We start from the raw sequence: 21,253 nt of genomic DNA, 5'->3' as shown, positions 1-21,253 counted from the left end.
AGCGTAATCCAATCCCCGATCTGTCACCCGGACGGTCTGTTGCGCTAACACCATGTAGCAAATGAGCTTTACGCTTGAAACTGCCGAAAATTTTCACCGCGATATGCGTTGACTTGCTGATCGGAAGCTCTCAAATAAATGGAGGGCGAGAGGGCTTTCAATGCATAATCACGATCCGGCCACCCCCGATCACGGCTCGATGGCTGACATTATTCGCAACCACGACTGGGTAAGCACCAGCCTTGGACCGATGTCGTCGTGGCCGCCCCAATTGAAGTGTGCGGTTGACATCGTAATTCCGTCGGGTGCGCAGATCGTGATGTTTTGCGGGGATGACTTCACCGCCGTTTATAATGACGCATATGCCCCATCGATCGGGAACAAGCACCCGAGAGCCTTAGGGAGGCCGGCGAAAGAAAACTGGGCTGAACTTTGGGACGACCTGGAGCCGCTTCTGCTGAAAGTTCGAGAAGGCGGCGAAACAATCGTTGCCAAGGATAGGCCCTTCTACATCGAACGACACGGCGTGCCGGAAACAGTCTACTTCGACATTTCCTATTCGCCCGTTTCCGATGAACACGGCCAGGTGCTCGCGGTGCTCTGCATCGTGAATGAAACCACGGAACGGGTTGGCTACGAGGCAAAACTCAAGCGCCTGGCGTCAATCATCGCCTCGTCGGAAGATGCGATCCTCGGTATTGACCTCGCCATGACGGTTACCGATTGGAACAGTGGCGCCAAAAAGCTCTATGGATTCTGCGCCGAGGAAATCGTTGGTAGGCCTGTCACCCTTCTCGTTCCAGACGACCGCATCGACGAGGAGGCTCGCATCATCGCCCGCATCAAGGCGGGAGAGCGGGTGGAAACCCACGAGACCGTCCGGCGGCACAGCAACGGACGGCTCCTGGACGTTTCTTTGACTGTCTCACCCATCTATGACGCAGACGGCAGGATCATCGGGGCTTCAAAGATTGCCCGCGATATTACGGCCCGAAAAGAAGCTGAGCGTGTTCAGGATCTCCTGATTGGCGAACTGAACCATCGTGTGAAGAACGTACTTGCGACGGTCGCCGCGATCGCTCGTCAAACTTTTGCCGGCGTGCCGGACATCGAACCCGCAAGGGCAGCCTTTGACGCCCGCTTACAAAGCCTGGCCAGAGCGCACGACCTGCTGACGAGAGGAAGTTGGGAAGCTGCCAGCCTTCGCGCGGCAGTCACCGAGGCGCTGTCTCCCTATCCGCCCGAGCAGTTCGAGATCAGTGGGCCTGATGTCGACGTCTCACCCAAGGCCGTGGTCGCCCTCACGCTGATATTGCACGAGCTTGCTACGAATGCCGCGAAATATGGTGCCTTGGGAGCGAACTCGGGAAAGGTGACTGTGTCATGGAACGTATCAGAGGCAAAACTCACTCTGTTGTGGAAAGAAACCGGGGGGCCACAGGTCCAGCCTCCGAGCCGTAAAGGCTTCGGATCTCGGTTGATCGAAGCGCTGTCATCTGGCCATCTTCGGGGCGAAGTCGAACTAAATTACGATGTTTTGGGCGTAAATTGCATAATCCGGGCGCCGCTTGAAACGGAATGGAGCGACCACGACCATATTCATTAACGAACCTGACGCAATGTCAGTTGCACCGTCAGGATCGTCGCAATCGCTTGATGCGGTCGACAAGCTGCTGGGGATGGTGCGGGTGGTCGAGCGGACCATCTTCACAAAGGTCGCCGGCGATCTTGGCGGTTCGCTCAGCCGAGTGTGTCACCACCACCGTGAGATCCGGTCGGATTTCCCTGGCTTTTGCAGAAAGCTGGAACCCGGACGCATCCCGCAAAGCTATGTCTGTCACCAAAATCTCGATATCTTGATGAGAGAGAGCAGTGATTGCCTCCGCGGCATCAGTCGCTTCAATGACCCGGTACCCGCAGTCTCTGAGATACTGACCAACGGTCGAGCGCTGTAGAGGATCGGCGTCGACGAGGAGGATCGTTTCGGATGCTGGCTCGTCAGTCATCGATGTTGCCCGCCAGCGGAGATAAAGCGCTTACGAGGTCCAAAACAGGTTTTTGCAGAAACAAGTCAAACAGATGCCGGTCATCATCGGTGGGTCGATGCTAGCCAGACATGACGGCAACCTTGATGTGACGATAGGACCGCTTCACCATCCTTGCCAGGTCCAGGCCTGTGGGGGCACCGGGCATATGAACATCGGTCAGCACCATTTCGAACTGTTGGTCGCGCGCCAGAACGGCAAGGGCATCGCCCGCCGTTCCCGTTTCTACGACCTCCCAGCCTTGCTCACGAAGCGTGTCTGCTATGTCCATCCGGATAAGGATTTCATCTTCGGCAATCAACACGCGTCGCCTTGATGCCGAAGCTTGAGCGAGGTTCCCTTTATCTGCCGAAATCACTATCGCCCCTCTTACGCGCGAACGTTTCGTGATTATGCAATGCAATGCGCAAGGTCCGAAATTGTTCCCTTGCCGCTTTATTAGATCATCACCAAGCAACGACGTAAGATTTCAGAATTATAGTGGCCGTCTACCGAATTTTATGGAGGGGCCGGAATTCACCTGTGTCAAATACCAGCTCTTTGCCACGGCCTGCGCAGGTCTGTGCGTATCCCGAAAAGTAGACGCTTGCACTGAGACGACCGTTACCTTTGGCGGAGGCAGAATGCCGCCGAGCTGACGCGAAACCACCGGCTCGACGGCAGAACTGCTGACCGGCACGCAATATAGATCCGGGAAGGTGATAATGAGCGGGAATTCTTATCAAAGCGTTGAAAGGGTTTTCCGTGAATCTGAACGCGGCGCGCAGCCGACTGCGGAAGCGAACGTTACAGCGAAGGTGGCCGTTGTAACTACGTCTTTGCTAAATTTTTAATCATTTATGTTCATGCTTTACTAGATATAGCACTCTCTGCCGTGTTGTGCGGAAACGTGGGCACCGGAGAGGCGCGTGCAGTCACTGAACCTAGGGGGCGTACAGGATGTTCGGCAGTTCCACCATATCGCGGATGCAGACGAAGTCGCTGAAATCGATCACGGCCAACATCATGATTGCCGACGCGGGTCTCAACATCCGCTACATGAACGATGCGGTCATGGAGCTTCTTAAAGAGGCTGAGGCGGATCTCAAGAAAGAGCTGCCTCGCTTCGACTTTGCCAAGCTTGTCGGGAGCAACATCGACATCTTTCACAAGAACCCGTCTCACCAGCGCAACATGCTGGCTGCCCTGAAGACGCAGCACAGGGCAACGATCTGGGTGGGTCACCGCGCTTTTGACCTGATCGTGACGCCTCTGCTCGAAGGACAGAAGACAACCGGATTTGTCGTTGAATGGGCCAATGCAAAGGAAAGGCTGCAGAATCTGGACTTCGCAGGCCAGATGGTGGCGATCAGCCGTGTTCAGGGCATCATCGAGTTCACCACCGAAGGTGAGATCGTCACGGCCAACGACAACTTCCTCAAGGCGATCGATTATCGACTGGACGAGATCAAGGGCCGTAGCCACAGTATGCTGGTTGATCCAGATTACGCGAAATCTCCTGAGTACAAGCAATTCTGGGACGCGTTACGCCGAGGCGAATTTCAGGCAGCCGAATTCACCCGCTATGGCAAGAACGGCAAGGTGGTCGTCATCAATGCCTCGTACAATCCGATCCTGGACGCCAAGGGCAAGGTCACCAAAGTCGTGAAGTTCGCAACCGATGTGACCGAGCGGGTTCATGCCGTCAATACCATTGGTGAAGCACTGACCAAGATTGCCCAAGGAGATCTATCGTTCAACATCGACCAGCCGTTTGCGCCGGATTTCGAAGGACTTCGGCGCACGATGAACGAGGCGCTGAGCCAGATGCGCAATACGCTCGGCGCTGTGGCACACTCGACTGATCAGATTGACACGGGAACCCGCGAGATCAGCCAGAGCGCGGAGGATCTTTCCAGGCGAACGGAACAGCAGGCGGCGTCCCTTGAGGAAACCGCTGCGGCGCTTGATGAGATCACCGTCAATGTCAGCAATGCTGCCAAGCGCGCGGATGAGGCCCGTCATGCCGCGGCCACCGCAAGCGATAACGCGGAGCGCTCCGGCAAGGTGGTCGCCAATGCGGTTGGCGCGATGTCTCGCATCGAGAATTCATCGAACCAGATCTCGAACATCATCGGTGTCATCGATGAGATCGCTTTCCAAACGAACCTGCTCGCACTCAACGCAGGCGTTGAAGCGGCCCGCGCCGGCGAGGCCGGCAAGGGTTTTGCCGTCGTGGCACAGGAAGTGCGTGAGCTTGCGCAGCGATCCGCTCAAGCCGCAAAGGAAATCAAGGAGCTTATCCGCAACTCGAGTGACGAGGTCAGCACAGGCGTGAAGCTCGTCAGCGAGACTGGCGAGGCCTTGCGCACGATCCAGCAGAACATCGTCTCCGTGAATGAGCACATGGAAGCGATTACCAGTTCGGCAAAGGAACAGGCGACGGGCCTGTCCGAAGTCAATTCCGCCGTCAATCAAATGGATCAGGTGACGCAGCAGAACGCCGCGATGGTGGAAGAGACCAATGCCGCCAGCGCGACGCTCGCTCAGGAGACGGCGAAGCTGCGTGAGCTAATCCAGGGCTTCCAGCTTGGTGCCGATGCCCCAAGCCTCGCAACGCGCCAAATTGCGGTGGCAAATGCAAGCCATAGGCACGTGGCATCGCCGGCCCGCCGGATGATGGCCAAGGTGGCGGCCGGATCATCGGGCGGCTGGGACGAGTTTTGAGTTCGAAGCGAAGGTGCGAACTCCGTCCGGTTTCGACGGATGATAGGCGGACGTGGGTTGGTCGAACATTCCAATGCCCGACCGGTCGATACCCACGCCACCCTCTATGACTGATATCGCCGATCGAGTTCGATAAGGGCTGACTGGATCTCGTTGATCTGGACAGCCTCTGGCGTTCCGGGCAATTGCCGAAGCGCCGACTTCGACTCGACCACATAGAAATCGGAAGCCCAGGCGGCGAGGATCGTCCGTTTATCATCGATCGACAGGGATGGCGCTTTCACGACATCGATTGGCCGTCGAAGCTGCATTCCTCGCATCAGAACTGTCGGCCCCATTGCCACTGCAGTGACGACCACCTGCTGCAACCTGATGTCTCTCATGAGACCACCTCACTGCACGTGGGGACCGCTGCCGCCCCGCATGCGAGAAGCCGGGATCGCGGGCGTATCAGGGGCAAGAATCTCATGCTTTTCCGCGAAGGCTGCGAACAGGCCGCGCGCGGTCTCCGCTTCGATTTCGCCGCGAAGCGCCGCCTGGCATGCTTTCAGGGCGATGGTGTGTACCTCGTCCCTGGACGAGGCCGGCCACTCGACAAGGTGCCGGTAGGCGTCCATGACGCTATGAACTTCCGCAGGGAAGCCCAGGCCGACGAGAATGGTGACAGGCTTTGCGAACATATCGGGTTTCATTGCTCTCTCCTTCCCAACCCGGAATGTTGACGGGCGCCGTAGCAGCGGCGCCCCGATTTAGCGGATTATGTAGATATCAAGCCGCCTTTTGCGCCTCGATCTGCGCTGGAGCGACCGAGGTCAAAGCGGGTGTGCTCTGGATCGTGATCTTGCGCGGCTTCAAGGCCTCAGGGATCTCACGGACAAGCTCGATCGACAGGAGACCGTTGTTCAGATCCGCTCCGTTCACGCGGACATGGTCGGCAAGTTCGAAGCGGTGTTCGAACGGACGCCCGGCAATGCCGCGATGCAGGTATCCATCCGTTGAGGTCTCCTGCTTCTTGCCGGTGACCGTCAGCAGATTGGACTGGAAACTGATATCGAGGTCGTCCTGGGCAAAGCCCGCCACCGCGATCGAGATCCGGTAGCTGTCATCGCCGGTCTTGACGATGTCATAGGGCGGCCAGTCGCTGATCGAGCGGGCGCGCTGGGCATTTTCCAAAAGATTGAACACCCGATCGAAGCCGACGCTCGAGCGGTAGAGAGGTGCGTAATCATAAGATGTTGCCATAGCCATATCCTCCTTGAAGCAACATGGATACGGGATGCTACACGTAGCGCTCCCGGCGATGCCAGCCCTTTATCAGCGGCTGGCGGCGATCGATTTGGTTTTGCCGAATTTCGGATTCAAGATCTGCGACAGAAAAAATTGCACCCTTTTCGACGCCGTACGACCGCTTCGGCATTCTATCCGCGCTGCAAGGTCAAAGTGGCGTTTTTACCGCTCGCTCGCTATTGGCGCCGTGAATGCATGATCTCCAGGTACCGATGAAAAGAGCCCTCCCATCTACGACATAGCGATCGCCTTGGGCCAGGCGCTCCATGATTGCTGCGAAGCATGGGAATTCAATCCGCCGGGGGCCTCGGTTTAATGGACGGACCGACTGAAGACACGATGGGGATAGGCAGCTTTGAATTGCGATATCATGGCGCAGGCCTGCTGCAGGACACGCTCGGCCGCCTCCGGATTATCACGTGCAAGTTCGTCTGCATTGACCCGTATTGCGTTTGCCATATTCGCAGACATCACGGCAAAGCGCCCTTCGCCATAGACGAGCGCCTCCTGTGAGGCGGTCTCAAGCCAGCGGGCGAAATCCACCATGATCTCCTCCCTTACCGGGACGCTCGCACTCTTGATGATTTTGATGTTCTCTTCCATTCGGGTCTCACTCCATACACACGTGGTCAAGCGACCGGGCTCATCAAGCCCCGATCGCCGGGTGAGCTAGGAAGTGGAAAAATAAAATTCAAGGTTCATTGCAGCTTGAATTCACCGTCGACGCGCCGCCATTCGTTGGGCCCGATCAGGCGCTGATGGCTGTAGCGAACCGAATGCAGCGGCCCATCCAGAGACGACTGCCAGAAATCGAGGAATTTGCGCATTTCTGGGAAATCTGGCGCAAGGTCGTAATCCTGCCAGACATAGCTCTGCAGGACGGTTTCGAAATCGGGAATACGATAGAGGATATGCGCTGTGGTAAGGCCATAACCGTTGAGCTGCCGCTCAAGATCCGACGAAAACTGCATGCTTCATCTCCTTTTCATGACAGGCAGAAGGATGACGCAAGTGTGCTGCGGCATCAATCTTTTTTCAACTCGCCACCTCGATTATCGTTCCTTTACAGCATGTTAGCAGCCATCACCCGAGAGTGCCAATTTTTCCTGTCCACCCTCTTGAAATCAGAAAATCTCGAAAATAAATTTTTCGCGCGAAACGCTCAAAGAGGCTTCGCACCCGTCCGGGCCGGTCATCCGGTTTCGGCGCGGGGGATCAACGTCATCTTGTTTGTCCATGGAGGAAAACATGTCGTTTAGACCGCTGCATGATCGCATTCTCGTACGCCGGGTCGACTCTGAGGAGAAGACCAAAGGCGGGATTATCATCCCTGATACCGCCAAGGAAAAGCCGCAGGAAGGCGAAGTCATCGCCGTCGGCTCCGGCACCCGGAACGAAGCTGGCCAGATCCAGGCGCTCGACGTCAAGGCCGGCAATCGCATCCTGTTTGGCAAATGGTCCGGCACCGAGATCAAGATCAACGGTGAAGACCTGCTGATCATGAAGGAAAGTGACGTCATGGGTATCATCGAAGCCCAGGCCGAACAGAAGCAGGCTGCCTAGGTACGCCCGCTCATCAGTCAAAAAGCTGCCTATTGAAGGAGTGAACAAATGGCTGCTAAAGAAGTCAAATTCAACACCGATGCCCGCGAACGCATGCTGCGTGGTGTCGACGTGCTCGCCAATGCTGTCAAAGTAACGCTTGGTCCGAAGGGCCGCAACGTCGTCATCGACAAGTCGTTCGGCGCGCCCCGCATCACCAAGGACGGCGTCTCGGTCGCCAAGGAAATCGAGCTCGAAGACAAGTTCGAGAACATGGGCGCCCAGATGCTGCGCGAAGTGGCATCGAAGACCAATGACCTTGCCGGCGACGGTACCACCACGGCCACCGTTCTTGCCCAGGCCATCGTCAAGGAAGGCGCCAAGGCGGTTGCCTCCGGCATGAACCCGATGGACTTGAAGCGCGGCATCGATATCGCCGTGGATGCAGTCGTTAAAGAGCTAAAAGCCAACGCTCGCAAGATTACCAGCAATTCCGAAATCGCCCAGGTCGGTACCATCTCGGCCAATGGCGACGAGGAGATCGGCAAGTATCTGGCCGAAGCGATGGAAAGGGTCGGCAATGAAGGCGTCATCACTGTCGAGGAAGCCAAGACCGCCGAGACAGAGCTGGAAGTCGTCGAAGGCATGCAATTCGACCGTGGCTATCTCAGCCCGTACTTCGTCACCAACCAGGACAAAATGCGGGTCGAGCTCGAGGAGCCTTATATCCTCATCCATGAAAAGAAAGTCTCCAACCTCCAGGCGATGCTGCCGGTGCTGGAAGCCGTGGTGAAGTCCGGTAAACCTCTGCTGATCATCGCCGAGGACGTGGAAGGCGAGGCGCTCGCGACGCTCGTCGTCAACAAGCTGCGCGGCGGCTTGAAGATCGCGGCCGTCAAGGCTCCGGGCTTCGGCGATCGCCGCAAGGCCATGCTGGAAGACATCGCTATCCTTACGGGTGGCACGGTCATTTCCGAAGACGTTGGCATCAAGCTGGAGAACGTCACGCTGAACATGCTGGGTCGCGCCAAGAAGGTAGCGATCGAGAAAGAAAACACCACCATCATCGATGGTGTCGGCTCCAAGGGCGAGATCGATGGTCGCGTCGCGCAGATCCGCGCCCAGATCGAGGAGACCACCTCAGACTACGACCGTGAGAAGCTGCAGGAACGTCTTGCCAAGCTCGCGGGCGGCGTTGCTGTCATCCGTGTCGGCGGATCGACCGAAGTCGAGGTGAAGGAGAAGAAGGATCGCGTCGATGACGCCCTTCATGCGACCCGTGCCGCTGTCGAGGAAGGCATCCTGCCGGGCGGCGGTGTTGCCTTGCTGCGCGCGGTGAAGGCCTTGGACGGTCTGCCGACAGCCAACGACGATCAGCGCGTCGGGATCGACATCGTCCGCCGGGCGATCGAGGCGCCCGTTCGCCAGATCGCCGAGAATGCTGGCGCGGAAGGTTCGATCATCGTCGGTAAGCTGCGCGAAAAGACTGACCTTTCCTTCGGCTGGAACGCCCAGACCGGCGAGTATGGTGATCTCTACGCTCAGGGCGTCATTGACCCGGCCAAGGTGGTGCGCACTGCACTGCAGGATGCAGCCTCGGTCGCTGGCCTGCTGGTCACGACAGAAGCGATGATCGCAGAGAAGCCGAAGAAAGACGCCGCTCCGGCGCTGCCCGCTGGCGCCGGCATGGATTTCTAATCACTCACAGGCCCGCCCCATCCGCCGGGGTGGGCCATTTTGGGAGACTAAAGAGTGCCCGAGCCCATTTCGAGAGAAGATGCACGTTTGTGCGCCAGCGTTGTCAAGGAGATCGCTCGAGCGATAGATATTGTCAAAGATCCGGTCGCGATCGGGAGCTTGACGGCATCCGTCGCCAGACTGTTCAATAGAGGCATGCGCGATCGCGAGGAGCTCCTGGCGGCAGCCATGCAGGCTGTCCCTATGTCGGCTAACTCAACCTCGCAGCAGTGAGAACCTAGGCTCTCAACAAACCACGGAACCATCGATTCGCCAAACCAGCCAAGTTAAGAGAAAGGAAACACGTATTTCTAGTCCGGGAGCAAGCAAGCGCTGACATCAACGCTTTCAGCGCGCTTTAGTCCGGCGCGAGCGCAAAGGCGTCGGGTCGACACAGCCGCGAGAGCGTTGCAATGATTGGTAAGTTTCGCGAAGCTTGGACCTTATGGCTGCACCCTTCAAAACGAGGAGGACGGTTCCTTCGTCCGATTTCACACCTAAGGGACGCAGATGAAGCGCTCTGCAGGCGTCGGGGTCGCCGATCTTATCCCGTCGGTTGCGTCCGTGCCGTGAGTTTATGTCCGTCCGGATCGCGAATATACGCGACGAATGACCCGTTCGGACGCTCCGCGGGAGGGCTCTCGATCGCTTCGCCACCGTGCGTAATGCCGGCTTCGTGCCACGCTAGAACGTGAGCGGCGCTCGCGGCCCCAAGACCAATCGTTCCACCGTTAGCTACGGTCGCCGGCCCTCCATTGATTGGTTTCGTGATCATCAACCGACCACCCTCGTGGACGTAGATCAGCCTGCCTCTCGCATCCATTTCGCCGAGCTTGCCACCCAGCGCAACCAACGTGGCGTCGTAGAAATTTCTGGCTCGCTCCAGATCGTTGCTGCCGATCATGATATGGGTGAACATTTTCTATCTCCGGTAAGATATCAAGCAATCAGAATACCGTTAGCGTCGTCGGTACGCCACGATTAAGGGAATTTGCTACCGTGCAGATCGACCAAGCACGATCGATCAAGGTCTGCGGGTCAGACCCATCCAGTGTCGTGCATCTCACGGATAGGACGGCGTTGGTGGCAACAAGAGGCGCACCATCAAGTTCCAGTTGAACCGTCACGGCTATGTCTCCGATTTCGACACCGAGGTCATGGGCAATATAGCGAAGGTCGTTGCAGTAGCAACCTCCGACTGCCAGACCGAGGAGCTGCCCGCCATTGAAGCCTAGGCCCAACCCGCCGGCCTTGCCTTCCGGCCTATCAACGACAATGGTGTGTCCACCAGCCCAACCAACTGCTGCCTCCGTAGCCGCCATATTGCGCAATTCCACGATCGACTGAACCATTTCCTTAACTCTCTCCGCGAAAGTTTGATGGCACGCTCCTGGCACAAGCTCATTGTGTCAACGGTAAACCAGACCCTTTTTGGGCAGGACGGCCGGCGTGCCATTGCTATCCGGATATCTGAAGGCTGCACGAGATGACTTGTTTCGTGGGGGGGGGGAACGGGATCTTTCTCGGCGGCAGCGCGTCAAGACAGCGGCCAGCCGGCGGTTGAGCGGTCGTTCAGTCAAATACGTCTTAAATCTTTCATCCGGTGTTTAACCCTCGCATGTAGCCGTCATCCGGTCTCTAAACAGGATGCCGTATGCCGGATTTCTTCACGCTGTTCGTTGTCGTCCTGCTGCTCAATCTTTCACACAGCATGCTGTGGGGAATGATTGCCTATCGGTACAAGGATCTGCTAGCTCCGCGCTATTGGCTTGCCGGTAGCGCGGCAGGTGTAATTGGTGGGCTCGCTCTCTCTGTGCAAGGGGAGAGTGGCCTCATCGCCAACACAGTTGCCGGCAATGGCTTTATCATTCTGGGATTCTATCTGAACCTGTGTGGCACGCGTCAGTTTCACGGTGACAAAGTTCAAGGAGCGAGAACCTCCATCCTAGTCGCTGGCAGCATATTGGCCATGCTCGCGACTTTCCACATGTGGTATGGCCGCAATCCTGTTTACACGCTGGCACAGTCGATACCGCTGATGCTAACCGCCACCTATCTTTTGCGAATACACGGAAGGGATCTCGGAGCGGTCGTCGCCGGCATAGCCATGTTGGCAGGCGTATTGTCCCACATCGTGATCGCCGGCGGCAACGTTCTGATCGTGATTGGCGCAGCGCCTGGTCTCCAACTATATCGGGCTGCGTCGATTGACCTACTGATCTTCCTGTTCGCATCGGTCGTCTGGAACTTTGGATTTCTCATTTCGGCAGTCGAACGGCTGCGCACTGAAGTCGAGCGCCTGGCAAATGAGGATGAGCTGACAGGGATCGCCAATCGCAGACTTTTTATGAAGCACCTGAGCAGTGTTTGCGAAACGGCGCACGGTGGGCAGGGTTTCAGCTTGCTCCTGTTTGATCTCGACAGCTTTAAAACGATCAACGACAAATATGGCCATGCGGCAGGTGACGCTGCCTTGAAGCATGTGGCAGATTTGATCACGAGACAGTTGGGACAGGGCGATGTCTTTGCTCGTCTTGGAGGAGACGAGTTCAGTCTGTTGATGATTGGCGCAGATGTGAACGACGCTGAGGCTATCGCCAAGCGGATCGTTGGCGAAGTCGGGAGCACGCCGCTGCATTGGGGCGCCCTGCAGGTGCCTCTCTCGGTCAGCATCGGGATCGTTTCACGAGGTCCGTCCGGGTTAAACCCTGAGATCCTTTTGGACAGCGCGGACCGCGCGCTCTACGAGACCAAGCGGCGCGGCCGGAACGGCTATACAGTTTTCGAGGCAACCGACACAGAATCGAATGTCATCCATCTTGCTAAATTTTCCCCATCCGGTTCTGCAGCCGGATCATAGCTTCGCCCTCACGAACCGCCTCTTTTGCCAATAGGTTCGGCGCGAGCAATCCCAGCGGGATGCCAGATACAGGTGAGGACTTTAGCTCTCCCCGTTAGAATGATCATACCCGGCCACAACTCTCGTAAAATAGAACTGACAGAGCATGATTGAAACACCTCGTCTTATTCTTCGTCCGCCGATTTATTCCGATTTCAAGCCTATGATCGAGATGTTCTCGGAAGAGCCTGTGTTACGACAGATCGGCAAGCTCAACCGCAGCGAAATCTGGACCCGGCTCTTACGCGACGTCGGGCACTGGCAGTTGATGGGTTTCGGGCAATTTTCGATAATTGAACGCGCGCAAAACACTTACGCAGGCAAAGTAGGGTTTGCGGTGTTCGAACGCCCGCTGGGCCGAGCGGACACAAATATTGAAATGTCCTGGACTCTTCAAAGCGGGTTCCATGGGCGCGGATATGCGACCGAGGCAGCGCAAGCAGTGCAGCATTGGTTCGAGCGCGATCACAGGCAGCCAACAGCATGTCTTATTGCTGTGGGAAACGTTCTATCACTTCGTCTCGCTGAACGCTTGGGCTACAAAGAAATCGATAAGGTGTGCCGTGACAAGGGAGACGCCATCATCTTACAACGAGATCCTTAAAACATTATCCTAGCTCGGTAGGGAGCCGAGCTGTTCAAGTTCTCGATCGGAAGCGAACCTGTGTTTCCGAGCATTAAGCGCGCTATAATCGTAACGACTTGGGCCATCTCTGAGCGCAGACCGATGATTTGATCGTCACTATCCCGTCGGTCGGTTGCTGAGGCCCGTGGCGGAGCAGCGAGAAATTCCTTCGGCCACCCTCGTGGTGATACCAGCAGTTCGATACTCCTCTGCTGGACCACGTCGCCGTTCAGGATGAGCACGATCAGCTGCCGCGAAACAAGCAATTCGGTTGCTGAAAGGCACGTGCCGCATTCTCGATATTCCAGCCGAACACCCACGCCTCTGCTCTCTGCAGCCAGCCATCCCTCTCTTGGGGACACTCTGTTCTTTCAAGATACGGCATTACTGGATTTTCGCTTGCAGAGAGACCCAGAACCCGGGCGTTTATTCCCCGTTGTTGCCAGTCAAGGATTATTTCAACATCGAAAGTCATTCGATCCTCATGATCGTCGCTGGGCTCTCGCAGGCTTTAGAGCTGCCGAGGCCTTCTGCGAATCAAGGCTTGCTCGAAGCTTACCTCAGCCCATAAAGAGTTCTCACTTCAAGCGGCCGATCGCACTGGTACGTTAGCGTACACGGGCCTTTAACCAGCTTCTAACCAACTTGCTTGGCGTCGTTTTAACAGCCGCTGTTTTACCGTCTCATCAAATACAGGATGACGGCCCGCGAATGACAATGCAGCTTCAATCACAGTGGTTTCTACGATGGGTTTTGCCGTTTTGTGCCTCCTTGGCGCTTTGTGGTTTGCTTCTCATCAGTTTGACTTGGGCGGCAGCAAGAACCGATGAAGTCGCGGCGCTTCGGCAACGCGATCTCGTCACGCTCACGGTCGCGAAGCTAAAGGTTGGCGTTGCGCATGATCAGGAAAGCGCAACGGTTTGGGACGATGCCGTCAGAAATGCAACCAGCGGGAACCTCGAATGGATCGAGGCGAACCTTGGCTCCTGGATGCACAGCTATTTCGGCCACGACGCCGCGCTAATCCTGAGGCCTGACCTTTCATCCTTATACCAGTTCTCATCAGATCCAGACCATGCTCCAACGCCCGGCGATTTTCAGAAGGCCTATCTGCCGCTTGCCAAAATGCTCCAGGCGCGACTGTCTGTCGGAGATACCGAAGGCACCAGTGACACGATCCTATCGATAGGAGAAGCGGATCTTGCCTATGTGGGCTTTCGACCCGCGATCGTTAGTGTGAAGCCGATCGTGTCGGACACTGGTAATCTTGAGCAAATTCCTGGCCAAGAGATGCTACACGTGGCAGTCCGCTATCTCGACGGTGATCTGCCCGCAGTGATCGGCCGAGAATATGAGTTCGCTGACCTAGAATTTGCGGCAAAACAGCCGACAGGACGCAACATCGCCTTCGTACCGCTGATTGCCCGAGATGGACAGGTATTCGGCTATTTCCGTTGGAAACCATTTCGACCTGGGCAGCACGTACTTGAGGCCACTACCCCTGCCCTCATGCTCGCGTTCATCGCATTGTTTGCGGGGACCAGTTTGGCTGGAGGCGCAATTTGGCGTCGCTCGGAGCGCTTGGCTGCGAGCCGCGCCGAGCTTAGGCATCAAGCCTCTCACGATGCACTAACAGGTCTTGCAAATCGCGGTCACTTTGGCGAGCAACTCGATCGAAGGCTCCCAAACGCACAGGCCGACGAGCTGCACTGCGTCTTGTTTGTAGATCTTGATCGCTTCAAGGCTGTCAACGACACGTTCGGCCACCCGGTTGGCGATAAGCTGATCAGTTCGGCCGCAACCCGTATGCGCGACCTTCTCCCTAACGCTCTCATAGCCCGCATAGGAGGCGACGAATTTACGATCCTGCTGCAGGGCGACGACGCGCGGAACGCCGAGGAACTGGCCAGAAAGCTCGTTCATGGTCTGAGAATGCCCTTCGAGATCGAGGTGGCGCATATCGTTATTGGTGCAAGCGTCGGCGTGGCGTTTGCAGCCGGCTCTTGCGATCCGGTTGAACTGACCCGCCAGGCCGATATAGCGCTTTATCACGCCAAGGCCGCCGGCAGGAATACTTACGCGCTGTTCGGGGAGCATATGGACGAGCTGTTGCGCAAGCGTAGAGCGTTGGAAAACGATCTAAGATCAGCGGTTGAGACCCGGATCCAGTTTGAAACCTTCTACCAGCCGGTGTTTGCTGCAAATAGTGGGGCCCTCTGCTCGCTGGAGGCTCTTGCCCGCTGGAACCATCCGACACTTGGCTATATCAGTCCCGATCAGTTCATTCCTCTGGCCGAAGAGATAGGCCTTATCAGCGACATCGGTGCATTTGTGTTGGAAGACGCATGCAGGACGCTGGCCGAGCTTCCTGACATCTCGGTGGCAGTCAATGCTTCTACGCTTGAACTTGAATCGCCTGGCTACGCGCTGCGCGTTTTGACAGCTCTGGCCAAGTGGCAGGTAAGCCCGGCCAGACTGGAAATCGAGATGACTGAAACGGCGACCGCAGACGACCGGGGCGAGCTCGAACGAACAATCTCGATGCTGCGAGCAGCTGGCGTTAGTTTTGCTATTGATGACTTCGGAACCGGCTATTCCTCGTTTTCACGCGTGCAAAAGATCGAGGTCGACCGGATTAAAATCGACAAGTCCTTTGTTGACGAGATGCATCGCAGCGATAGCAGAGCGCTGGTTGTTGCGATGATCGACATGGCACGAGCGAAGGGCCTCAAGATCACCGCAGAAGGTGTAGAGACCGTAGAGCAACGAGCGGCTCTTGAAAGTCTCGGCTGCGACGATCTCCAGGGTTTTCTTTTATCCCGGCCTTTGCCTCGTCAGGCTGTTGTCGCGCTCGTGACCGGGGCAAAACAAACTCTGAACGTGGCAAGCTCCGGCACCGCCTAAGCAAGGATCAAGCTGCGTGGGCAAGTGGCCACGAAGGACCTCTTGACGGGCCACCGCCGTGCTTGTTCACTCATGCTATGTTTAAAGCTCCGAACGCCGCGCAGATCAGAGTTTCTATCGACGAGATCAATCCGGACATCTGGCGCCGCTTGATCCTGCCGGTTCATTGGAACCTCGAACAGTTGCACCTTGGGATCCAGGCCGCCTTCACTTGGTGGAACTATCACCTCTATGAGTTTCGCATCGGTGGTCTACGTTATGGCGACGTCGAGATCCTGACTGAAGACGCGACTGACGAGGATCCCCGAGTGTTCGATCAGACGGAGGTTCGCCTTCTGGATTTCGAGGAGGGCGCAGTATTCAGCTACCACTATGATTTCGGAGACGGCTGGCGGCACACCATTGCGATCGAGGAGTTCTTGACGCTCGCGACTACGCCGAAACAAGGCAGCTGTATTGCCGGCGACAGAGCGCGCCCGCCTGAAGATGTTGGCGGCGTGTCGGGCTACGAGCGGTTTCTCGAGATCATCACCGACCCGGATGATCCGGAGTTCGAAGAGACCATTCGCTGGTGTGGTAGTCATTTCGATCCGGAATGGTTCGATCTTGCGATGACGGACAAAGATCTCCGGAATGCTCTTCGGTCGAATGCCAGGCGACGCCTGTATCAACCGAAGCCGAAAGCGGTCTCGAAGAAATGAGTTGAGCAAACAGGCGGGCTCATCGGCAAGAACCCCGTCGATTTAAGAGATTCCGTCGAAGGATCGGCGATCAACTTACAGGATCAAATGGCCTATCTGCGACCGCCCTCCGTTATCGATGCTGGAGGCGCTCTCGAAGCCACGAATTTTCCTTGCGGAGTTTTGCCGCCAGCATCGTCCTTAAAAGACGGTTCTCTACCTCGAGCTGCTCGAGATCATCCGGTTCATTGTGCTCGACCGGTGTTTGTCTGCGGTCTTGTGGAAGCCGCCGTCCGGCAGGCGATCGGCGCTCCCTGACAGCCCGTCCCGACTTGCGCCGACGTATCGCCGGCACGGCAGCGCCAATGTCTTGCTCATCAGCCCTATCCGGCGCTGCGCTGACATCATCGATTGAAACCTCCAAACCAGCAATGTCGACCATGTCGATGCTTGCTGAGGTCGGGGCGGATTGTTCAGGGACATGAGCTGGTGCTGACGTTTCCCCCGGCTTGGAAGGTTCGCTCTGGACTAGAACAACCTCGACATCGCGGGCCACGGACTTCAGGTCCAGATTGCCCCAGATGGAGCTCGGTGCCTTGCTGTCGAGTTTTCGACGACCGGATTTGTATTCTACGACGAAACTACGCTGAGGCTTTTTCATATGGCTGTTGAAGACCTGGGGATGCGCATGGAACGCTGTGTTGGATGGCGGCAGATGTCTACATCAACTTTTGCTGGAATCAAAACGGCGCCAATTGCCTCTTAGCCGGCTTGCAAAAACTCGACGTCCTCCGGTAATCTTGAGCCTGCCGACCAACAGTGCCAGACCCATGACCCAGACAGATCTTCCCTCCTCTGAACGCTCAGAACTCTCCGGCCGCTACACTGAAAACGACATCACCGTCATTGTGGAAATCTTCCGTCCCCCAGCCGGTGATGATTGGCGGATGGAGGTCACAAGCTTAGAAGACCAGGTCACCGAATGGAATGAATCCTTCGCATCTGCGCACGAAGCATGGGAAGAGTTCATCTATGTCGTCAATATGGAAGGTCTCGCGGTCTTCCTCTAGACGCCTTCATCAAGGGAGATATGGTCTGGTGATCGACAGCGACAGACGGCGAATGATGCGGCCCTCAAGATCGACCAGGGCGATCCCGATCGGCGCGTTCTCGAAGGCAAAGTCGAAAAGCGCCAGGCGGGATTCGGGATCATTGGCCGTATAGAGTTCCGCTACCATCTTTCCTCCAAAGACAAGAGCTTTACCGCGACAAGGCCGATTTCCGCGACCAAGCGAAAGTTTTGGTAGAGAGCGCCGGAGCCAAAGGTTTCACCGTCGCCGAGATCAAGAAGGTTTGTGGCGGCGACGTGGAACGATATCTCCTCGGCAGCAGAACGCGATGACCGATGCAAACCGGCAGCAAACACGCGTGTGGCCGATCCGGGAACCTAGGCCTGTCGTGCTTTGCGACTGGCATAGCGCCGATCGCGCTCAGCCTTTCGTGCCGCTTCATCCTCTATCACCCGTGCGATAAGGCTTTTTTCGCGCATATCGCGTGCTTCAGCCTCGGCGGCTGCGGCTTCCAGCTTCTCGGCTTCCTCGGTCACCAGGCGCTCCGACTCCGCAATTTTTACCCGTTCGCGCTCAAGGCGACGCTCTTCCCTGGCCGCCGCGATGGCCATCCGTTCCGCCCGCTTTGCCATAGTGGTTGGCTCGGCTGTGGTCTTTGCACTGCGATAGGCATTCAGGAGAGCAGCCTTTGCCCCTGCTGCTGCGGCGCGGCGATCGGAGAGTTCATTGTTTCTAGCGTTCTTCAAATGTTTGTCCTTGGGTGGATTGCGAAAGAAATTCAGCGGATTTTCGCACGCTTGGCGAGCAGTGAAGCAGTTGCTGCCGTGCGGTCGTGCTCTTCTTTTGCCATCCGTGCTTCGCGAAGCCGCAGGGTCTTTTCCTCGCGGGCACGAACTAGTGAGTCGAGCTCTTCGACAGCGCTGTTGCGCGCGAAAAACTGTGTTTGAGCATCGCCGAAGGCGATCTCGGCCTGCTGGCGAGATTTGCTGTGTGTCTGTGACATGGGGTTCCGGTTCAGGCCGTCCGAATACGGCGGCAACAAAAAAGGCCAGGCAAACTGCCTGACCTTGGTGGGTATCATGCTCTCGACAGTGCCAGTACATCCGTGGTCAACGGAAAGCAGATACCCGGTTGGCTTAGGCAGCCTGCAAATTGCAAGCCGACATCTTGCCCGACTTCACGTCGCGCTCGAGTTCGTAGCCAAGCTTCTGGCCTTCGACAATTTCGCGCATACCAGCACGTTCGACCGCCGAGATGTGGACGAACGCATCAGCGCCGCCATTGTCAGGTTCAATGAAGCCAAAACCCTTGGTGGAGTTAAACCATTTTACTGTGCCGGTGGTCATGATGATGAACCCTTTCAAAGCATGATTGATCGACCGCGCAACAGGTGCAACGCGGATGGAGATAGCGATGTTTTTGAAAGGAAGGTTCGTTCAAAGCACGGTGCTAATCGCGCGGTAACCAAAGCTCAGCAAGCAAAATATCGATAAACTACAAATAGAGGCGAGCGGTCCGAAAGTCAACCTTTGGTTCAGGTTACATATTGAGGCCTTATTCTATCGCGCCATATCGCTCTTCTCGGCTTTCTTCACGAGCCCTCGCTAACTGTCCCCATCCTTCGTCGATTTGAGCTTTGTTGTCGATGACGACGAACGTCCATCCTCTCCACCAAATCCATTGTCGAACGAGCCGTCGGTGTAAACTTCAACCGGTCCGGCCGAATCCCCAAGGATGCGTCACTGAGCAAGGATTGCACCCCCGAGCCTGAATGGCGCCGAGATCGCGCCGCCCACCCCGTTCAGCACGATCGCGCCTGTTCCCGCCACCCGGTTGGAGAACCCTTGCCGCAGTTGTGGATAGACCGCTGCCAGCGATGCAAACCGATCATGGTTGGTGCCGTTCAGCGACGGGATTTTCGAGATGTCGACTATATCGAGGTTTTCCTCGATGGCGAGTTCTCGCGTTCTTGGATCATCAATATCCAGGGAGCCCGCAGTTGCCGCGGATCCGGCAAGCCGTTTGGAAAGCGCAAGCGCGACATCGTCCTTCGACGCCAGCACGACGATCGGCTTGGAAAGCCTGTCTGTCACTGATAACTGCTTGCGCAGAAGATCAATGTCGATGTCGGGCGCTGCGAGAACGAGCTGATCGATTGACCGGACGACGTGCCTCTTCCCCATCAGCGACAGCTGCCGCATCGACTCGACCGCCAGCCATGCACCCATGCTATGCGCCATGATCGTGGGACGCACGCCGACGGCCGAAAGATCGGAGAGGACCTGAGCAAAATCGTCCCGCGCGAAGGCTGCCGAATCCTTGTCGGCGACATATCCTGTCACCTCTGCCTGCGACGGCCAGTCGAAGAGAATGGCCCGCTCCTGGACCTTCGAGTCTGCAGTCATCTGGGCCAGCCTGAAGAGCGCCTCCTGATGGCTGTAGTTGTAGCCATGAACAAAGATTCCGGCGCGCCCATAGACGGGTGACCCGGCCGTACCCCGCGCAAGCGTCGCAAACTCCCCAGCTGTCAGGTCACGTCGGCCGATCACCGCGAAGGACGTCCGCGGATCGGGCTTGGAGACTGGCCATTCAATTTTGGACGGCCGATGTGTCGGTGGGATCGAGAGGGTGACTTCGGAGTATCTTAATCGATCACCTCTGCCAGCGGTGAAAGCCCCGCTCTTGCTGTCATCGGGAACACGGTCGGTCGCGACGAGGATTGCAACACGCGTCGCTTGGTGAACAGAAGCGACGACCATCAGGTTCTCAGGTCCCGGTCGGGCACATGAGGAAAGCGCCGCAATGGCGATGAGGATAAGAAATGTGAGGCGCAATGGACGGAACTCTTGACTCGGGTGGCAGGAACTCCCAATCGACATTCCGGGAAGAGCTGGAAAATCGGCATAAGAGTAATCTTCTACCGTGTTGTCACAACAAGTCTATTAACCTGAGACCTGTTCGCTCCACCTGATGCGCGGAAGCCGAAACGGAAGTGCTGTTTTTGATGCGTCCGGGTAAGGCAGAGGGCCTTCTTTCGCCTTGATGGGGATTGAACCGGCGACACGCGATAGGCTTGGTGGCAATGGCTGCTCGAGAGGCGTAGATTATTGCACCAATTGGTGCTATGTGTGTTTCAACACTGGAGCTACCTATGCGATCTACTATTAGTCTCGACGACAACCTTATGGAACGGGCCAAGTCCCTTACAGGCACAAAGGAAACGGCGGCTCTTGTGCGTCAAGCACTCGAGACTTTGGTAAGAGTCGAATCCGGCAAACGGCTGATCGCCCTTGGCGGGACTATGCCCGAGGCTGAGGTAGCACCTCGCCGCCGGAGCGAATTGAGCAAGTGATCCTTGTCGATAGCTCGATCTGGATTGATCATTTTCGACACGGTGACTCGGAGCTGACCAAAATCATCGGAGATGATCGGTTGCTTTGCCACCCTTTCGTTGTCGGCGAACTGGCCCTAGGCAGTCTGCGAGATCGGGATGCGGTATTAGCGTTTCTTGCAGCTCAGCGTGAGGCAGTGGTCGCGCCCCATGCAGAGGTGATGACAGTCATTGACCGCTATTCGGTATTCAGCATGGGGATCGGCTATACCGATGCACATCTGTTGACTTCAACCCTCCTAGATCGACGATCAAGCTTGTGGACGAGGGATAAACGCTTGGTGGCTGCGGCTCAGAAGGTTGGCGCGGCGGTTTATCCTTCCGCGAATCTTCCCCACTAGACATACAGCGAGGAGCTTTCGAGCGA

27 protein-coding genes are annotated in these 21,253 nt (G+C 56.7%); 11 read left to right on the top strand and 16 right to left on the bottom strand.

Going from position 1 to position 21,253, the window contains the following annotated elements; all coding sequences use genetic code 11:
• The first annotated feature begins 160 nt into the window (after positions 1-160).
• Complete coding sequence (locus GAO09_RS07155; protein ID WP_153353341.1) at positions 161-1,606, top strand: sensor histidine kinase; 1,446 nt, start codon at positions 161-163, stop codon at positions 1,604-1,606.
• A 28-nt stretch (positions 1,607-1,634) separates the two neighbouring features.
• Here GAO09_RS07155 and GAO09_RS07150 read toward each other — a convergent pair whose 3' ends face one another.
• Positions 1,635-2,006, bottom strand: coding sequence for a response regulator (locus GAO09_RS07150; RefSeq protein WP_153353340.1), 372 nt, complete (start codon positions 2,004-2,006; stop codon positions 1,635-1,637).
• A gap of 100 nt (positions 2,007-2,106) precedes the next feature.
• The gene (locus tag GAO09_RS29920) at positions 2,107-2,403 is read right to left on the bottom strand and encodes a response regulator (protein ID WP_338015054.1); all 297 of its coding nucleotides are present in this window, start codon (positions 2,401-2,403) and stop codon (positions 2,107-2,109) included.
• A 581-nt stretch (positions 2,404-2,984) separates the two neighbouring features.
• Between GAO09_RS29920 and GAO09_RS07140 the strand changes: the two genes are divergently transcribed.
• Complete coding sequence (locus GAO09_RS07140; RefSeq protein WP_153353339.1) at positions 2,985-4,751, top strand: methyl-accepting chemotaxis protein; 1,767 nt, start codon at positions 2,985-2,987, stop codon at positions 4,749-4,751.
• A gap of 104 nt (positions 4,752-4,855) precedes the next feature.
• Here GAO09_RS07140 and GAO09_RS07135 read toward each other — a convergent pair whose 3' ends face one another.
• From GAO09_RS07135 to GAO09_RS07115, 5 genes are all read right to left on the bottom strand, one after another.
• Positions 4,856-5,134 (bottom strand): hypothetical protein, encoded by a 279-nt coding sequence (locus tag GAO09_RS07135; protein WP_209018637.1) that lies wholly within the window; start codon positions 5,132-5,134, stop codon positions 4,856-4,858.
• A 9-nt stretch (positions 5,135-5,143) separates the two neighbouring features.
• Positions 5,144-5,443 (bottom strand): DUF982 domain-containing protein, encoded by a 300-nt coding sequence (locus GAO09_RS07130; protein WP_153353338.1) that lies wholly within the window; start codon positions 5,441-5,443, stop codon positions 5,144-5,146.
• 76 nt (positions 5,444-5,519) lie between these two features.
• Positions 5,520-5,993: an Hsp20 family protein gene (locus tag GAO09_RS07125; RefSeq protein WP_153353337.1), complete on the bottom strand. Its 474-nt coding sequence runs from the start codon at positions 5,991-5,993 to the stop codon at positions 5,520-5,522.
• A 357-nt stretch (positions 5,994-6,350) separates the two neighbouring features.
• Positions 6,351-6,641 (bottom strand): hypothetical protein, encoded by a 291-nt coding sequence (locus GAO09_RS07120; protein ID WP_153353336.1) that lies wholly within the window; start codon positions 6,639-6,641, stop codon positions 6,351-6,353.
• Positions 6,642-6,736: 95 nt separating this feature from the next.
• Positions 6,737-7,009, bottom strand: a complete 273-nt coding sequence (locus tag GAO09_RS07115) for an usg protein (RefSeq protein WP_153353335.1) — start codon at positions 7,007-7,009, stop codon at positions 6,737-6,739.
• A 277-nt stretch (positions 7,010-7,286) separates the two neighbouring features.
• On the opposite strand from GAO09_RS07115, the gene groES reads away from it, so the two are divergent.
• Both groES and groL read left to right on the top strand, forming a co-directional pair.
• On the top strand, positions 7,287-7,601 hold the full coding sequence (gene groES, locus GAO09_RS07110) for a co-chaperone GroES (protein WP_153353334.1): 315 nt from the start codon (positions 7,287-7,289) through the stop codon (positions 7,599-7,601).
• Positions 7,602-7,649: 48 nt separating this feature from the next.
• Entirely contained in the window at positions 7,650-9,278 is a 1,629-nt protein-coding gene (gene groL, locus GAO09_RS07105; protein ID WP_153353333.1) for a chaperonin GroEL, read from the top strand.
• 583 nt (positions 9,279-9,861) lie between these two features.
• Here the strand turns inward: groL and GAO09_RS07100 are convergent.
• Together GAO09_RS07100 and GAO09_RS07095 are read right to left on the bottom strand one after the other, a co-directional pair.
• Positions 9,862-10,236 carry a VOC family protein gene (locus tag GAO09_RS07100; protein ID WP_153353332.1) on the bottom strand — a complete coding sequence of 125 codons (375 nt, stop codon included), beginning with the start codon at positions 10,234-10,236 and terminating at the stop codon, positions 9,862-9,864.
• Between the two features lie 28 nt (positions 10,237-10,264).
• Complete coding sequence (locus GAO09_RS07095) at positions 10,265-10,669, bottom strand: OsmC family protein (RefSeq protein WP_153353331.1); 405 nt, start codon at positions 10,667-10,669, stop codon at positions 10,265-10,267.
• A gap of 302 nt (positions 10,670-10,971) precedes the next feature.
• Here GAO09_RS07095 and GAO09_RS07090 point away from each other — a divergent pair, with 302 nt between their 5' ends.
• A complete protein-coding gene (locus GAO09_RS07090) occupies positions 10,972-12,177 on the top strand; it encodes a GGDEF domain-containing protein (protein WP_153353330.1) in 1,206 nt (401 codons plus the stop codon).
• A gap of 145 nt (positions 12,178-12,322) precedes the next feature.
• Complete coding sequence (locus GAO09_RS07085; protein WP_153353329.1) at positions 12,323-12,820, top strand: GNAT family N-acetyltransferase; 498 nt, start codon at positions 12,323-12,325, stop codon at positions 12,818-12,820.
• Between the two features lie 265 nt (positions 12,821-13,085).
• On the opposite strand, the gene GAO09_RS07080 is transcribed toward GAO09_RS07085, so the two are convergent.
• On the bottom strand, positions 13,086-13,316 hold the full coding sequence (locus GAO09_RS07080; RefSeq protein WP_153353328.1) for a CrpP-related protein: 231 nt from the start codon (positions 13,314-13,316) through the stop codon (positions 13,086-13,088).
• Positions 13,317-13,552: 236 nt separating this feature from the next.
• On the opposite strand from GAO09_RS07080, the gene GAO09_RS07075 reads away from it, so the two are divergent.
• Both GAO09_RS07075 and GAO09_RS07070 read left to right on the top strand, forming a co-directional pair.
• On the top strand, positions 13,553-15,745 hold the full coding sequence (locus GAO09_RS07075) for a putative bifunctional diguanylate cyclase/phosphodiesterase (protein ID WP_153353327.1): 2,193 nt from the start codon (positions 13,553-13,555) through the stop codon (positions 15,743-15,745).
• A 77-nt stretch (positions 15,746-15,822) separates the two neighbouring features.
• Positions 15,823-16,446 (top strand): plasmid pRiA4b ORF-3 family protein, encoded by a 624-nt coding sequence (locus GAO09_RS07070; protein ID WP_153353393.1) that lies wholly within the window; start codon positions 15,823-15,825, stop codon positions 16,444-16,446.
• Between the two features lie 112 nt (positions 16,447-16,558).
• Here the strand turns inward: GAO09_RS07070 and GAO09_RS07065 are convergent, their stop codons facing one another.
• A complete protein-coding gene (locus GAO09_RS07065) occupies positions 16,559-17,086 on the bottom strand; it encodes a hypothetical protein (RefSeq protein WP_153353326.1) in 528 nt (175 codons plus the stop codon).
• Between the two features lie 169 nt (positions 17,087-17,255).
• Between GAO09_RS07065 and GAO09_RS07060 the strand changes: the two genes are divergently transcribed.
• Positions 17,256-17,495 (top strand): hypothetical protein, encoded by a 240-nt coding sequence (locus GAO09_RS07060; RefSeq protein WP_153353325.1) that lies wholly within the window; start codon positions 17,256-17,258, stop codon positions 17,493-17,495.
• A 9-nt stretch (positions 17,496-17,504) separates the two neighbouring features.
• On the opposite strand, the gene GAO09_RS07055 is transcribed toward GAO09_RS07060, so the two are convergent.
• From GAO09_RS07055 to GAO09_RS07035, 5 genes are all read right to left on the bottom strand, one after another.
• Positions 17,505-17,663, bottom strand: coding sequence for a hypothetical protein (locus GAO09_RS07055; RefSeq protein WP_153353324.1), 159 nt, complete (start codon positions 17,661-17,663; stop codon positions 17,505-17,507).
• A gap of 209 nt (positions 17,664-17,872) precedes the next feature.
• Entirely contained in the window at positions 17,873-18,241 is a 369-nt protein-coding gene (locus GAO09_RS07050; protein ID WP_153353323.1) for a DUF6481 family protein, read from the bottom strand.
• A gap of 32 nt (positions 18,242-18,273) precedes the next feature.
• Positions 18,274-18,498, bottom strand: a complete 225-nt coding sequence (locus GAO09_RS07045; RefSeq protein WP_153353392.1) for a hypothetical protein — start codon at positions 18,496-18,498, stop codon at positions 18,274-18,276.
• 133 nt (positions 18,499-18,631) lie between these two features.
• Positions 18,632-18,841, bottom strand: a complete 210-nt coding sequence (locus tag GAO09_RS07040; protein ID WP_112506291.1) for a cold-shock protein — start codon at positions 18,839-18,841, stop codon at positions 18,632-18,634.
• Between the two features lie 393 nt (positions 18,842-19,234).
• Positions 19,235-20,374, bottom strand: coding sequence for an alpha/beta hydrolase (locus GAO09_RS07035; protein ID WP_153353322.1), 1,140 nt, complete (start codon positions 20,372-20,374; stop codon positions 19,235-19,237).
• Positions 20,375-20,646: 272 nt separating this feature from the next.
• Between GAO09_RS07035 and GAO09_RS07030 the strand changes: the two genes are divergently transcribed.
• Together GAO09_RS07030 and GAO09_RS07025 are read left to right on the top strand one after the other, a co-directional pair.
• Positions 20,647-20,847 carry a type II toxin-antitoxin system VapB family antitoxin gene (locus GAO09_RS07030; RefSeq protein ID WP_153353321.1) on the top strand — a complete coding sequence of 67 codons (201 nt, stop codon included), beginning with the start codon at positions 20,647-20,649 and terminating at the stop codon, positions 20,845-20,847.
• A complete protein-coding gene (locus tag GAO09_RS07025; RefSeq protein WP_338015053.1) occupies positions 20,844-21,227 on the top strand; it encodes a type II toxin-antitoxin system VapC family toxin in 384 nt (127 codons plus the stop codon). The genes GAO09_RS07030 and GAO09_RS07025 overlap by 4 nt, the downstream gene beginning before the upstream one ends.
• The last annotated feature ends 26 nt before the right edge of the window (positions 21,228-21,253 follow it).

Source organism: Endobacterium cereale (genome assembly GCF_009617585.1).
Lineage (GTDB): Bacteria > Pseudomonadota > Alphaproteobacteria > Rhizobiales > Rhizobiaceae > Neorhizobium > Neorhizobium cereale.
The sequence above is the reverse complement of the archived record's forward strand: the minus strand, read 5'-3'. Positions and strand labels throughout refer to the sequence as shown.